The organism is Bradyrhizobium sp. CB3481 (assembly GCF_029714305.1).
Classification (GTDB): Bacteria; Pseudomonadota; Alphaproteobacteria; order Rhizobiales; family Xanthobacteraceae; genus Bradyrhizobium.
Window position 1 is genome coordinate 6,719,312 of the sequence record NZ_CP121647.1, and the last position, 14,537, is coordinate 6,733,848.

The following is a 14,537-nucleotide window of genomic DNA, read 5'->3' on the forward strand; positions in this document are numbered from 1 at the left end:
CGCCGTAGGGTGGGCAAAGCGTAGCGTGCCCACCACATGCATCAGCAATCGAAGCGATAATGGTGGGCACGTCGCTTCGCTCCTTTGCCCACCCTACGCACGGCCGACGCGCGGCACTAGCCGCCTTCCCCCTCCCGCTGTAAAACCCTCCCAAGGCCGACCGCTCAAGAGTCGTCCCGGGAGGAATCATCATGCGGCTTTCGAAAATTCGTCACACCCTCGCGCTCGCCATTGTCGGCAGCTTGCTGCTATCAGTCACGGCCACTGCCGCCGAGGTGCGGGTGATGATCTCGGGCGGGTTGTCGGCCGCCTATAAGGCGCTGGTGCCGGAATTCGAAAAGGCCACCGGCCACAAGGTGTTGACTGCCTATGGGCCCTCGATGGGCACGACGACCAACGCCATCCCGGTGCGGCTGGAGCGCGGCGAGCCGGCAGATGTGTTGATCATGGTCGGCTATGCGCTCGAAGATCTCGCCAAGAAAGGCAAGGTGACCGCCGGGACCAGCGTCGATCTCGTCAAATCGCCGATCGCCGTTGCCGTGAAGTCGGGTGCGCCGAAGCCGGATATCTCGACGGCGGATGCGGTGAAGCGGGCGCTGCTCGCGGCCAAGACCATCGCCTATTCCGACAGCGCCAGCGGCGTCTACGTTTCGACCGAGATGTTCGATAAGCTCGGCATCAAGCAGGAGATGGAGGGCAAGGCGCGGAAAATTCCGGCAACCCCGGTCGGCGAGATCGTCGCACATGGCGAGGCCGAGATCGGCTTCCAGCAGATGAGCGAGTTGAAGCCGGTGGAAGGCATCGACATCATCGGCCCGCTGCCGGATGAACTGCAGAAGATCACCGTGTTCTCCGCCGGCATCGCCAGCGTCTCCAAGGAGCCTGAAGCGGGCAAGGCGCTGATCAAGTTTCTTGCGTCACCGGCGGCGCGCGGCGAAATCGTCAAGAGCGGGCTTGATCCGATTGCGGCGGGCGCGACGAACTAACCAGCGATGTCATCGCCCGACTTGATCGGGCGATCCAGTACCTCGTAGCCGGTATTGTGAAAGAAAACTGACGACTCGGAGTACTGGATGCCCCGCCTGAAGCGGGGCATGACAGCAACTACCGATGCATGTGCTGCATGGCCAACAGCACGATCAGTGCGAGCGCCAGCACGACGGTCGTGCTTTTCCAGAACAGCAGCGGATTGCGTTCGATCAGCGGGGTCGACGAGGTCGAGACGTAATTCGCGTTGGGATGACGCAGGTCGAACAAGAATTCCGAAAAGCTGTCATAGCGCTTGAGGGGATTAGGGTGCACGGCTTTCTCCAGCGTGCCGTCGATCCATTGCGGGATGTCGCGATCGCCATGCGAGGCCGGGCGGTAGACCAGCTTGTTGAACTGCGAGCGCGTCCGTGCGTTGGCGATCTGCCCGCCATAGGGCAATTTTCCGGTCAGCATCTGATAGGTGATGACGCCCAGCGAAAACAGGTCGGAGCGCGTCGTCGCCCGTTCGCCGACAAAATATTCGGGCGCGGTATATTGCTGGGTGCCGAGAATGTCGCTGTGCATGCCCGACGGCTCGGCCTCGATGACGCCGGTGATCTTCGTCGAGCCGAAATCGATGATCTTCACGGTGCCCGTGCCGTCGATCATGATGTTGTCGGGCCGGATGTCCTGGTGCAGCATCTCCTTGCGGTGAAAGGCGCGCAGGCCCTTGGCGATCTGCTCGACGATGCCGCGCACGGTTTCAAGGCTCGGTTTCGGATTGTCGATCATCCACTGCGTCAGCGTCTGCCCGTCGATATATTCCGTCGTGACATAGAGGAAATTGCGCTTGCGCTGCAACAGGCAAGGCTTGAGCACATGCGGACTGTCGATCCGCCGTGCCACCCACTCCTCCATCATGAAGCGCTTGAGGTAGGCGGGGTCGTCGCGCAGGTCGATCGAGGGAATCTTGATGGTGACGACGGCGCCGGTCTCGATGTCGACGGCAAGATAGATGTGGCTGCGGCTGGAGCCGTGCAGCTCCCGGACGATGCGGTAACCGTCGAAAACCTGCCGCGCTTCCAAGAGCGGCGGCAGCGGCAACTCGGTGGCCTGCGCGAACACTTCGGCTGCGGCGCCGTCGGGCACCTCATCGACGCGGACGATCTGGACGGTGAGATTGTCCGTGCTGCCGGCGTCAAAGGCCTGCTCGACGATCGCCTTCGCGGCGGCGTCGAGATCGGCGCCGCCTTCGTTCACAGCCTTTGCAATGCGCCGGGCGCTGAGATGCTCGTAGATGCCGTCGGTTGCGAGCACAAAGACATCGCCCGGCTCGATCCGCAGCATCTGGTAGTCGATCTCGATCTGCGGATTTACGCCGAGCGCGCGGCCGAGATAGCTCTGCTGTGAGGAAATGACGATGCGGTGGTCGTTGGTCAGCTGCTCCAGCGTGTTGCCGGAGAGACGATAGATGCGGGAATCGCCGATGTGAAACAGATGCGCCGTGGTCGACTTGATGACCAGGGCGGACAGCGTACAGACGTAGCCGCGGTCCTTGTCATAGGCGTACTGGCTGCGTGTCTGCGAATGCAGCCAGGAATTGGTCGCCTCCAGCACGCGCTGCGCCGAGGTGCGCACCGACCAGGATTCCGAGGTGCAGTAGTAGTCGGTCAGAAACCCCTTGACCGCCGATTCCGCGGCGATCCTGGAGACCTTGCTGGTGCTGATGCCGTCGGCCAGCACGACGGAAATGCCCTTGAGACTGAGCAGCGGCTCGTCCGGGATGAGGACGCCATGGAAATCCTGATTGGTTTCCTTGGCTCCCTTATCGGAGAATTGTCCGACCGATATTTTCAGCTCGCGCGGCATTCCCGGCTTTCACGGCAATGGGCCTCTCCCGGTGACGAGAGGAGGCCCATCCGGATCGAAAGATCAAGCCGCCAAGCGCGAAGAATTCGCCTGCTCCGAGGCAGCGCGCTTCGGAGCTGTTTTGACGTGGGTCGTGTACAGCGTCAGTCCGGTGAAGGCGAGGCCGCCGACGAGGTTGCCGACGACGGTCGGGATCTCGTTCCAGAAGATATAGTCGAACCAGGTGAACTTGCCGCCGAGCAGCAGGCCTGCCGGGAACAGAAACATGTTCACGATCGAGTGCTCGAAGGTCATCGCAAAAAACAGCATGATTGGCATCCACATCGCCAGCACCTTGCCGGGGACCGTGGTGGAGATCATCGCGCCGACGACGCCCGCCGACACCATCCAGTTACAGAGCATGCCGCGGACGAACAGCGTCAACATACCGGCTGCGCCGTGCGCGGCATAACCCACCGTGCGACTTTCACCGATATGGCCAAGCGCGATGCCGACCTTGTCGGGCGGCGCCGAGAATCCGAAGGTAGTGACGATCGCCGCCATCGTCGCGACAGTAAAAGCGCCGCCGAAGTTGCCGATGAAGACAAGACCCCAGTTGCGCAGTACGCCGCCGAGGGTGACGCCCGGGCGCTTGTCGATCAGCGCCAGCGGACACAGAACGAATACGCCGGTGAGCAGGTCGAAGCCGAACAGATAGAGCATGCAGAAGCCGACCGGGAATAGCAGCGCGCCGATGATCGGCTGTCCCGTGTTGACGCTCATCGTGACGGCGAACCAGGCTGCCAACGTCAACAGCGCACCGGCCATGTAGGCGCGGATGACCGTATCGCGCGTCGACATGAAGATCTTGGATTCTCCGGCGTCGACCATCTTGGTCACGAATTCCGAAGGCGCGAGATAGGCCATTCCTGTGTTCCCTTGTTCGAGACAACGTTGAAGCGCGCCGGATGCTGCACAGCCGTGCACCGATTGACTGAAAAAATCTTGCCGTCCAAACGCGCGACGAAATTCCGCGCCGGCTTTGCACGGCACAGAATGACGCGAGGTCACGCCCGATCAGGGACTTTGGGATGCGCGAGCTATCGTAGGTGGCCTCGAAGACTGCTCGAAGCGCCTCATCTGAGGCTGCATAATCCCAGCACCATCGGCCAACGCTGGCCGTGGCAGTCCGAACGGACGGCAGTCGTCATTGACTGAGATAGATTAAGCAATCGATGTGCCAACACGACGATGCAGAAATCCTCCATTATTCCCGTGGCTTAGCCATTGGGCCGTAAAACATCGGGGTTTTGTGAGGTGCCCTGAATTTGTGCAGTTGCACAGATGCCGCGCAATGCTCTCCTGTGTGCATGCTTCCCCGTCATTGCAATGATGGCGGCGAGTTCTTGAAATCTGAATCCGCAAACTCGCTGTCGTCCCGGACAAGCGAGCACAGCGAGCGCCGATCCTGGACCCATAGCCACAGGACAAAGTTTTGCGAACGCTGGGACTCCAGCTTCTTCTAACAACATACCCCTGTGGTTATGGGTCCCGGCGTTCGCCGGGACGACAGCGGAGCAAGCTTCTAATTCGTCTGCGTCCGCACCGGCCGGTCCTTCAGGCCGTTATTGTCATAGGCCTTGCGCAGCGTGCCGTTGGCGATCGCCTCGTTGAGGAATTTGACCGCGAAGGCGAGCGACAGCGGACGGTTCGGCGGCACCGCAACCGCCGTCACCGTTTGCTTGAACGTTTCGTCCAGCACGCGGGTGCCCGGGATCTGCTTGGCCATGGCGTTGAGCTGGTCGCGCGACAGCGCGAACGCATCGATCTCGCCGTTCTTGAGAAGACCAAAAATCTCGTCGTAGGTCTGATAGCCCGTCACCTTGGCATTCTTCAGATGCGCGATGGCGCCGCGCATCGTCGTCGTGTTGTTGACGGCAGCGACCTTGACGCCCGCTTGGTCGAGCGTTGCAAAATTAGTAACCGCCGAGCCGGGCTTGACGATGTAGGTCGCGTCGGCGACTTCGTAGATCGGCCCGAACGCCATCCTGCCCTCGCGCTCCGGATCTTTCGGCAGGAAGGTGATGTCCCAGGTGCCCTTGGTTACCGCATCGACGATCTGTCCGGAATTGTTGTGCGGCACATATTCGACCGAGACGCCGAGCTGCTCGGCCATCGCCTTGCCGAGATCGACCGGCACGCCGGCAAAGCCGGTTTCGGTCTTGGTCGACCAGAAGGCGCCGCCGGCCGGGCTGATCGCAATCGCCACCCGCAGCTTGCCGGTCGGCGCGATCTCATCCTTCAACGCATCTGCAGCGGCGGGCGCCGTCATCATCACTGTCCATCCCAGGAAGACGCCGGCCATGCGCGGCGCGAGTTGATTGAACATCAGGTGCTCCTCCCCCAGCCGGTCGCTGGCGTCGCATTCATCCTTGTCGCGGATGATTCAGCGCTTCTTCTTTGCCGCCCCGCTCTTTGGCGCCGCCGCCGGCGTTGCCGGCTTGGGCGGCTCGGTTTCGAACTTGCCGATCGCGATGATCTGGACGCGCGCATTGGCCGGCGACGGCGGACGGTTGACATCCTGCAACTGTTCCTCGCCAAGCCCAAGCGCCAGCAGACGCTTTGGCGAGACCTTGAAGGTGTTGACCAGTACGTCGCGGATCGATTCCGCGCGCCGCTGGCTCAGGATCAGATTGTGGTCGCGCCGGCCGGCCGATTCGACATGATCGACGATCAGGTAGCGGTAGGGCCGCGTTTTCGGATCGGTCAGCGCGTCGGCGATGCTGCCGATGGTCTGGTAGGATGCCGGCCGGATCAGCGAAGAATCCTGGTCGAACACGACATCGAAACGGACCTGCGGCAGCTTCGTGAGTTGCGGCGCGATCGGCGGCCGCTTCTGCGGCTGGGCATCCGCCCTCGCCTTGATGCGATCGGCGGCTTGCTGGCGCAAGGCGGCGATGTCGATATCCGCCTCGCCGTCGACGGCGAGCTTTTCGATGATGTCAGCCGTCGAGGTCGCGGTCTGCGCATCCGCCGCCGCGATCGACAAGACAGACAGGGCCGTGACGCCCAGCAAGAGACCGAGGCCGCGCAACTTCCTTACCCCCTGCATCAGCGATACCCCGCTGCGCTGATCGCCTTGTTGCAGTTCGGGGTCGCCTTCTTGGTGGAATCCAGGAGGCATTGCAGGCCCCTGACGGGATCGGTCCGGACCTCGCCGCACAGCTTGTTTAACTCCCAATTGCAGAGCTTGACGAGCGAGGTGCGCGCGGTGATGCGCGCCTGGATGGCACCGAGCGCCTGCGGATAATCAGCCTTGCACTTCGCCGACACCACGTCCTGGTTGCGGCCGAGGCACTCCCGCAGCCGCGTCGCGTCGAGATTGACGCCACGGCAGTTGTCATCGATGTCCTTGCCGCAGCTCGCGGCCAGCATGGCCGCAGCCTCTTCGAACTTCATGGCCTGCTGCGCGGCGGCCAGCGACGGCATTGAGATCGCAATGATGCAAAGGAAAAGCCGGATTCGGGTCATGGGCGCACCTCACACAAGGAGGGTAGCCATGGTCAAGTGCTCTGTTTGATCTAGTTACGTTCTCTCTGGCTATTGCGCCGCAACAAATCGTCGCGGGCAGCTGCCGATGACAATCTGATGACACCGCCGGCCGGCCATCAGGGCGCCGATCGCACCGCCGGCACCTTGATCTCCTGCGGCAGGATGAGCGCCGCGACGATCACGAGCAGGCACAGCGCCCCGAACGCCTGCAGCATGGTGACGAAGCCGCCCCGTTCGTAAAGCCATGCAACGAGGCCGACGGAAGCGCCAGCCGCGGTGAAGCCGACGAAATAGCGCACCGAATAGGCGCGCGAGCGCCATTCCTCTGTCGTGTATTTGCCGACCATGGCGTCGTTGACGGTGACCTGGCCGAACGCGCCCATCACGATGCCGATGGCGGCGATGATTAGCGGCAGGTTGGACAGCGTCGCCGCAAAATACATGAACGGCGCCAGCAGGAACGACAGCGGCAGCATCACGGTCTTCAGCGAATAACGATCGATCAGTTTGCCGATCGTGTATTGCGTCATCGCGCCGAAGACATAGACGCCGGCCGCAATGATCCCGAGCATTGCCGGGCTGTCGGTCAGGCCGGCCAGCCGCTCGGCGAACAGTTTTGGCATCGCGACCGTGATGGCGTTGAAGGTCGTGGAGATCGCGATCACCACGATCAACAGCGCCAGCAGCACCCGCCACATATCCTGCTTGGCCACGCGCGCCTGCGCCGCGGCCTGTTTGGTGCCGGTGCGGTCCTCATGCACCACCATCAGCGCGAAGGCGATGCCGAGCAGGATCGTGATGATCCCCGGGATGATGAAGGCCGCGCGCCAGCCGAGATATTGCCCGATTACGCCGGTGACCAGCGCGGACGATGCGACGCCGAGATTGCCCCAGACGCCATTCAACCCCATCTCGCGGCCGAGCTTGTCGGCATAGGATACGATCATCGCGGTGCCGACCGGATGATAGATCGAGGCGAACAGGCCGATTGCGAGCAGCGCCGCGCCGAGCTGCAGCGGGCTCGAGACGAAGCCGACCGAGATCATTGAGGCGCCGATGCCGATGAAGAAGATCACCATCATGTGGCGGCGGCTCCAGCGGTCGCCGAGCCAGCCGGTGACGAGCGAGCCGGCGCCGAAAGCGACGAAGCCCGGGGTGGCGTACGGCAGCAGTTCCGAATAGGCCATGCCGAGCGCCGGCCCCATGATGATGACAGCCGCGGCAAAGATCAGCATCGCATAATGGTCGATAAAATGGGCGGCGTTGACAAAGGTGATCACCCTGGAGGGGCTGTTCATGGTCGATTCCCGAATCCCGCTATGTTGCGAATTAGGTTATACGGGGTAGTCCTGACGGGATGTCGCCAATGAATATCGCCGAAAAGCCAATTGCCGCAATTATCGGGCGCCGCACCTCGACCGGCGACGGCATCCACATGATCGCCCACAGCTATCGGAAGGGCTTTCGGATCGAGACCCACATGCACCGCGAGGCGCAGCTGGTCTATGCGGCCAAGGGAACCATGCAGGTGACGACGCCGAAGGGCCGCTGGCTGGTGCCGCCGGACCGCGCCGTGTGGGTCCCCGCTTTATCCGAACATGCGATCGACGTGCTCGCCGATATCGAGATGCGGACGCTCTATTTCGAGCTCGACTGGCTGCGGCGCGAGGCGCGCAGCCACAGCCTCGAAGCGGAATTCGTGGTGCGGGTGTCGCCGCTGCTGCACCAGACGATCCTGGCCCTGTTCGACGACCGCAGCCACGGCGAGCGGACCGCGCTCTTGCTCCGGCTCGCCATGATGGAGCTCGACCGCGCCGAGGACTCCGCAACCTTCATCCCGCTGCCGCGCGAGCCGCGGTGCCGGCGCGCGGCCCATATCGTGCTGGCCGACCCGACCGCAGACCACGAGATCGAGAACTTGGCAAGCGAGGTCGGCACCTCCGTCCGGACGCTGTCGCGGCTGTTCTCGTCGGAGACGCAATTGAGCTTCAAGAGCTGGTGCCAGCGCGCGCGGATTGCCGCGGCCATCGAGAAGCTGTCGACCGAGGCCGGCGTCTCGGTCAAGCAGCTGGCCTCGGATCTCGGCTATGCCAGTGTGCCGGCGTTCTCCCATGCTTTCCGCCAGGTCACCGGCAAGACCCCGACGGAATTCGCCGGCAAGACGTGAGGTAAGGACATTCCGAGGTAAGGACATCCTATTGTCGTCATTGTCAGCGAAAGCGGGTAGTCCAGTATCCTAGAGCCGTTAACGATGAAATCGAGAGGCCGCGGCGTACTGGATACCCCGCATGCGCGGGGTATGACGACCCGGGAATCTTGATTGTGATCGGCACCGCCTTAAATTCCATGTAAGTTTCCGCAAAGCATCAGCTGGATTCGACCCGCCTCATGGCCAATGCCTTCTTCTCCGACCTGTTAGCCACGATATCAGAACGCGGCCGTACCTTACTGCGGCGTGCCGGGCCGTCCGATGACGGCCAGGATGCATCCGAATTGATCGAGTTGTGCGAGGCGCTGCTGTCGGGTCGGGGCGAAGCGTCCGGCACGGCGATGGCGCGCGAGGTGCTCGATCGCTACCACGATCTCGACACCGCCGGACGCGTCACCTTCTTCGAGGCGATCGCCCGCGATTTCGGTCCCGACCGCGAAAAGCTGTCGCAGGCGATCGAGAGCTGGCGCAACCAGCCGAACGACTCCGACGCCAGCGACCTTCACTTCGCTTCCGAGCCGCGGCGGCAGGAATTGATCCGCCGGCTCAACCGCGCGCCGGGCGGCACCAGCGATCTGGTGGCGATGCGCGCCGACCTGCTTTCGCTGATGAAGGCCAACAAGGACGTCGCCGCGCTCGACCGCGACATGGTCCATCTACTGTCTTCTTGGTTCAACAGGGGATTTCTCGTGCTGCGGAGGATCGACTGGTCGACGCCCGCCAATATTCTGGAACAGATCATTCGCTACGAGGCGGTGCATGAAATCCGCGACTGGAACGATCTGCGCCGCCGCATCGATCCGGTCGATCGCCGCTGTTACGCCTTCTTCCACCCGCAGCTCAACGACGAGCCGCTGATCTTCGTCGAGGTCGCGCTGACCGAGGCGATCCCGACCGCGATCGCGCCGCTGCTCGCCGCCGAGCGACAGCCGGTGCCGGTCGAGCGCGCGCGCACCGCCGTGTTCTATTCGATCTCGAACACGCAAAAGGGGCTCGGCGGCATCTCCTTCGGCAGCTTCCTGATCAAGCAGGTGGTCGAAGAATTGCGACGGGAACTGCCGAAGCTCGACACCTTCATTACGCTGTCGCCGGTACCGGGCTTCATGCAATGGCTGAAGAAAGCCGACGATGTGCCGCTCAGCGACGAGGAACGGACGCTGCTGGAAGCACTCGACAAGCCGGACTGGTTCGAGAATGCGGAACTGACCGCGCAACTTCGGGCCGTGCTGGAGCCGCTGGCCGCGCATTATTTCTTGAAAGCTCGCACCTCGAAGGGCCGGCTGGTCGATTCGGTGGCCCGCTTCCATATCGGCAACGGCGCGCGGCTGGAGAAGATCGACTGGCTCGGCGACCTCTCGCCGAAGGGCCTGCGCGAATCCGCCGGCGTCATGGTCAACTATCTCTACCGGCTCGAGGACATCGAAAAGAACCACGAGGCCTATGCCAACCAGGGCGAGATCGCCGCGTCCACCACGGTGAAGAAGCTGCTCAAGACCGAAAGCCGGCGGCTGCTCGACATGCGGCTGTCGTAGAGCGGCGCGTTTCCCACGCGCCGGCTTCAACTGGATTCATCGCGCATGACTTCCGACGACGTCGTGCCTTCCAGCGATCAAGGCATCACGGTGCCGAAGCCGGTCGACCCGGCCCGGCGCATCGACGCCATCGATGCCTTGCGCGGCATCGCTTTGTTCGGCGTCCTTGCCATGAACCTCGTGATGGGATTCCGCGTCTCCATCTTCGAGCAGTTCCTGATCGCCAAAGCCAGCGGGTCATCGATCGATCGCATCGTCGAAACGATCCTCATACTTGGCATCGACCTGAAAGCGTTCGCGCTGTTCTCGCTGCTGTTCGGCGTCGGCCTTGCCATCCAGTTCGAACGGCTGGCCGCGAGCCCCTGGCGCCCGCGACTTATGGTGCGCCGGCTGGCGGTGCTGCTGGCGATCGGCCTTATCCATCTGTGCCTGATCTGGCACGGCGATATCCTCACCGAATATGCGCTGGCTGGATTGATCGTGCTGCCGCTGTTGTGGGGGCCGCGCTGGCTGCTGGCATGCGGCGCGATCGCGTTTCTGACGCTGTATCTCCTAATGCAGACCTATCCGCCATATGGCCTGCTCCCCGACACGTCGACGCTGGCGCGCGCCGTCGCCGACGAACACCGCATCTACGCCACGGGCGGATATGCCGATGTGCTGGCGTTGCGGCTACGCGAAATGCCTTACATCCTTTCCCTGCACGCCTTTATTTTCCCGCGCACCATCGGGCTGTTCCTGCTCGGCGCCTACGCCTGGCGCAGCGGTATCCTGCGTACGCCGCATCAAGGCCTGATGTTCGTTATCGCCGCCGCCGGAATTCTCAGTGGCGCGACCCTGACCATCCTCGGCTTTCTCAAGAACCCCATGTTCGCAGATCCCTCGGGCACCATCCTGCTGGCGCTGGGTTATGCTGCGGCCATCATCGGCATTGCCAATCTCGCAAGCGGCAAGACCTTGCTCGGCTGGGCCGTGCCGCTCGGACGTATGGCCTTCACCAACTACCTGATGCAATCGCTGATTTTCAGCTCGATATTCTACGGCTATGGACTCGGACTGTTCGGCCGTCTCGGCGCCACGAGCACGCTTGCGATCGGCATTGTCGTCTATGTCGCGCAGGTACTGTTCAGCAAATGGTGGCTCGGCCGTTACCGCTACGGCCCCGTTGAATGGCTGTGGCGCACGCTGATGTATGGCGCGGCACAGCCGATGTTGCCTTTGAAAGTTGAGATGGTGCGATGACGATAGACTGGACCGACGACTGGGCGGGCGTGGACTGGCAGGAACTCGAAGCGCTCTATCGGGCCGCGCCGCTCGGCAACAAGAACGCCGATGATCTCAAGCTGGTGTTCGGCAACAGCATGTTCTCATGCTTTGCCCGCGACGACGGCCGCCTCGTCGGCGCCGGCCGCGTCCTGGCCGACGGGCGCGATTGCGCCTATCTCTGCGACGTCGCGGTGCTGCCGAACTATCAGGGAACGGGCGTCGGGAAGCAGATCGTCGAACGGCTGCTCGCGATGGCGCAAGGACACAACAAGATCATTCTCTACTCGGTCGCCGGCCGCGAGCCGTTCTATGCGAAATTCGGCTTCCTGCGGATGAAGACCGCAATGGCGATTTTCAGGAATCGGCAGTCGGCGATCGACAAGGGATTGTTGTCCGAGGACTGATCGTGAGCGAACGATCGCGCCTCACCTCTCTCGTCATGCCCGCCACCGGGCCTCGTCTTCGGCGAGCCCGATGACAGGCTCCGGCGGGCATCCAGTATCCACCGACGTCGGAGATAAGCCGAGAAGCCGCGGCGTACTAGATCGTCCGCCCCAGTGCGCAATTGCGCACAAGGCGGACGATGACACTGTGTGTCAAACCCCAGCCCTTCAGGCCTTGTACTCGTAGAGCAGCCGGGCGCGAATGGTGCCTTCCAGTGCCCTTATGTCCGCGAGCACACGCTGGCCGTCGGCGGCGGAGGCATCTGCGTCGAGCACCACGTAGCCGACGTCATGCGCGGTCTCGTAATATTGCGCGGCGATGTTGACGGCATGACGCGCCAGCACTTCGTTCAAGCGCCCGAGCATGCCCGGCAGGTTACGCTGCACCTGGATGAACCGCGTGCCCATCGGCCGCGCCGGCAATTGCACCTGCGGGAAGTTGACGGCGCCCATGGTCGAACCGGAATCGCTGTAGTCGACCAGCTTGCGCGCGACTTCGGCGCCGATGCGCTCCTGCGCCTCCTCGGTCGAGCCGCCGATATGCGGGGTGAGGATGACGTTGTCCAGCCCCTGCAGCGGCGAGACGAAGCGCTCGGCGTTGGAGCGCGGCTCGACCGGAAAAACGTCGACGGCGGCGCCGCGAAGCCTGTTCTCGCGCAGCGCCTCGGCGAGCGCCTCGAGGTCCACCACGGTGCCGCGGCTGTTGTTGATGAAATATGCCCCGTGCTTGATCGCGCGAATCTCCTCGCGCCCAATCATCCCGTGCGTGGCGGGCGTTTCCGGTACATGCAGGCTCACGACGTCGCTTTGTGCCAAAAGCTCATGCAGGCTCGCGGTCGGCTCGGTGTTGCCGTGACGAAGCCTGTCGGTGTGATCGTAGAAGATCACCCGCATGCCCATCGCTTCCGCGAGGTTGGAGAGCTGCGAGCCGATATTGCCGTAACCGATGATGCCGAGCGTCTTGCCCCTCACCTCATAGCTGTCGTTGGCCGACTTGTCCCAGCGCCCCTCATGGGCGGCATTGGAGCGGGCAACGATCCGGCGCAGCAGGATGACGATCTCGCCGATCACGAGTTCCGCCACGCTCCGCGTGTTGGAGAACGGCGCGTTGAACACCGGAATTCCGCTGCGGCGCGTGGCGTCAAGGTCCACCTGGTTGGTGCCGACGCTGAAACATCCGACCGCGATCAGGCGGTCCGCGGCATCGAGAACATCCGTGGTGATCTGCGTGCGCGAGCGGATGCCGAGCAGATGCACACCCTTGATCGCCTCTTTCAGCGCATCGCCCTCGAGCGCCTTGGACAGGCGCGTCATGTTGGAATAGCCGGCAGCCTCGATCATCTGCGCGGCGCTGTCGTTGACACCTTCCAGGAGCAAGACCCGGATCTTGTCCTTTGCGAGCGAGAGTTGGGGAAGCGTGGTGGCCAAGTGAGCAGCGTCCTTCAGCGATGGGAACGGTAAGCGGCGGCCCGGATATCCACGTTGGGCGGGGCGAATGCCGAGTCCAGGCCGCCATTTCCGGCCTTTCCTATGGCATCAGGCCCTACGCCGCCAGTGCCTTCATCTCCTTATAGAGGTCGGATTTCCCCTCGAAACCGATGCCGGGAAGCTCAGGCATGGTGATGTGGCCGTTCTCGACCCGGACGCCATCCGGGAAGCCGCCATAGGGCTGGAACAGGTCGGGATAGCTCTCATTGCCGCCGAGACCGAGGCCGGCCGCGATGTTAAGCGACATCTGGTGGCCGCCATGGGGGATGCACCGGCTCGGCGACCAGCCGTGCGTCTTCAGCACCGCCAGCGTGCGCTGGTATTCGCATAGGCCGTAGGACAACGCGCAGTCGAACTGCAGCCAGTCGCGGTCGGGGCGCATGCCGCCATAGCGGATCAGGTTCCGCGCGTCCTGATGGCTGAACAGATTCTCGCCGGTCGCCATCGGCGCCGGATAGAACTCGGCGAGCGCGGCCTGCAGCGAAAAGTCGAGCGGATCGCCGGCCTCCTCGTACCAGAACAGCGGATATTCGCGCAGCATTTTTGCGTAGGCGATCGCTGTCTCCAGATCGAAGCGACCGTTGGCGTCGACGGCGAGCTGCGCGTCCTTGCCGATCTCCTTCAGCACGGCCTCGATGCGCTCGCGGTCTTCCGCGATTCCCGCACCGCCGATCTTCATCTTCACGACGTTGTAGCCGCGGTCGAGATAACCACGCATCTCGCCGCGCAGCGCCGACAGATCCTTGCCGGGATAATAATAGCCGCCGGCGGCATAGACGAACACGCGCGGATTGGCTTGCAAGCCATGACGCTCGGCAAGCAGGCGGAACAGCGGCTTGCCCGCGATTTTCGCCACCGCGTCCCATACCGCCATATCGATGGTGCCGACCGCAACCGAACGCTCGCCATGACCGCCGGGCTTTTCGTTCGCCATCATCGCGGCCCAGACCTTGTCCGGGTCGAGATTGCCGCCGGAGGCATCGAGCAGGCTGTTCGGATCGGCCTCCTTCAGCCGCGGCGCAAAGCGTTCGCGGATCAAACCGCCCTGCCCGTAACGGCCGTTGGAATTGAAGCCGTAGCCGACCACGCGCTTGCCGTCGCGCACGGCGTCGGTGACGACGGCGACGAGGCTCGTCGTCATCTTGGTGAAGTCGATATAGGCGTTGCGGATCGGCGAGGAGATCGGCTTTGTGATTTCGCAGACGTCGACGATGCGGACGGACATTGGGG

13 protein-coding genes are annotated in these 14,537 nt (G+C 63.0%); 5 read left to right on the forward strand and 8 right to left on the reverse strand.

Annotated features, from left to right (window positions below; all coding sequences use genetic code 11):
- Positions 1-191 precede the first annotated feature (191 nt).
- The gene (locus QA643_RS32635) at positions 192-986 is read left to right on the forward strand and encodes a substrate-binding domain-containing protein (RefSeq protein WP_283029771.1); all 795 of its coding nucleotides are present in this window, start codon (positions 192-194) and stop codon (positions 984-986) included.
- 118 nt (positions 987-1,104) lie between these two features.
- On the opposite strand, the gene QA643_RS32640 is transcribed toward QA643_RS32635, so the two are convergent.
- From QA643_RS32640 to QA643_RS32665, 6 genes are all read right to left on the reverse strand, one after another.
- Positions 1,105-2,838 carry a bifunctional protein-serine/threonine kinase/phosphatase gene (locus QA643_RS32640; protein ID WP_283029772.1) on the reverse strand — a complete coding sequence of 578 codons (1,734 nt, stop codon included), beginning with the start codon at positions 2,836-2,838 and terminating at the stop codon, positions 1,105-1,107.
- 63 nt (positions 2,839-2,901) lie between these two features.
- Positions 2,902-3,744, reverse strand: coding sequence for a formate/nitrite transporter family protein (locus QA643_RS32645; protein WP_283029773.1), 843 nt, complete (start codon positions 3,742-3,744; stop codon positions 2,902-2,904).
- A gap of 658 nt (positions 3,745-4,402) precedes the next feature.
- On the reverse strand, positions 4,403-5,182 hold the full coding sequence (locus QA643_RS32650) for a transporter substrate-binding domain-containing protein (RefSeq protein ID WP_283034996.1): 780 nt from the start codon (positions 5,180-5,182) through the stop codon (positions 4,403-4,405).
- Positions 5,183-5,263: 81 nt separating this feature from the next.
- A complete protein-coding gene (locus QA643_RS32655) occupies positions 5,264-5,929 on the reverse strand; it encodes an OmpA family protein (RefSeq protein WP_283029774.1) in 666 nt (221 codons plus the stop codon).
- Complete coding sequence (locus QA643_RS32660; RefSeq protein ID WP_283029775.1) at positions 5,929-6,348, reverse strand: hypothetical protein; 420 nt, start codon at positions 6,346-6,348, stop codon at positions 5,929-5,931. Before QA643_RS32660 ends, QA643_RS32655 begins: the two co-directional genes overlap by 1 nt.
- 137 nt (positions 6,349-6,485) lie before the next feature.
- Positions 6,486-7,667: an MFS transporter gene (locus QA643_RS32665; RefSeq protein ID WP_283029776.1), complete on the reverse strand. Its 1,182-nt coding sequence runs from the start codon at positions 7,665-7,667 to the stop codon at positions 6,486-6,488.
- 68 nt (positions 7,668-7,735) lie between these two features.
- On the opposite strand from QA643_RS32665, the gene QA643_RS32670 reads away from it, so the two are divergent.
- The 4 genes from QA643_RS32670 to QA643_RS32685 all read left to right on the forward strand — a co-directional run bounded on the left by QA643_RS32670 (position 7,736) and on the right by QA643_RS32685 (position 11,780).
- The gene (locus tag QA643_RS32670) at positions 7,736-8,536 is read left to right on the forward strand and encodes a helix-turn-helix transcriptional regulator (RefSeq protein WP_283029777.1); all 801 of its coding nucleotides are present in this window, start codon (positions 7,736-7,738) and stop codon (positions 8,534-8,536) included.
- A 221-nt stretch (positions 8,537-8,757) separates the two neighbouring features.
- A complete protein-coding gene (locus QA643_RS32675) occupies positions 8,758-10,110 on the forward strand; it encodes a malonyl-CoA decarboxylase (protein WP_283029778.1) in 1,353 nt (450 codons plus the stop codon).
- 45 nt (positions 10,111-10,155) lie between these two features.
- Entirely contained in the window at positions 10,156-11,352 is a 1,197-nt protein-coding gene (locus tag QA643_RS32680; protein WP_283029779.1) for a DUF418 domain-containing protein, read from the forward strand.
- The gene (locus tag QA643_RS32685) at positions 11,349-11,780 is read left to right on the forward strand and encodes a GNAT family N-acetyltransferase (protein ID WP_283029780.1); all 432 of its coding nucleotides are present in this window, start codon (positions 11,349-11,351) and stop codon (positions 11,778-11,780) included. The genes QA643_RS32680 and QA643_RS32685 overlap by 4 nt, the downstream gene beginning before the upstream one ends.
- 207 nt (positions 11,781-11,987) lie before the next feature.
- On the opposite strand, the gene serA is transcribed toward QA643_RS32685, so the two are convergent.
- Complete coding sequence (gene serA, locus QA643_RS32690; RefSeq protein WP_283029781.1) at positions 11,988-13,247, reverse strand: phosphoglycerate dehydrogenase; 1,260 nt, start codon at positions 13,245-13,247, stop codon at positions 11,988-11,990.
- Between the two features lie 115 nt (positions 13,248-13,362).
- Positions 13,363-14,532 (reverse strand): mandelate racemase/muconate lactonizing enzyme family protein, encoded by a 1,170-nt coding sequence (locus QA643_RS32695; protein WP_283029782.1) that lies wholly within the window; start codon positions 14,530-14,532, stop codon positions 13,363-13,365.
- Positions 14,533-14,537 lie beyond the last annotated feature (5 nt).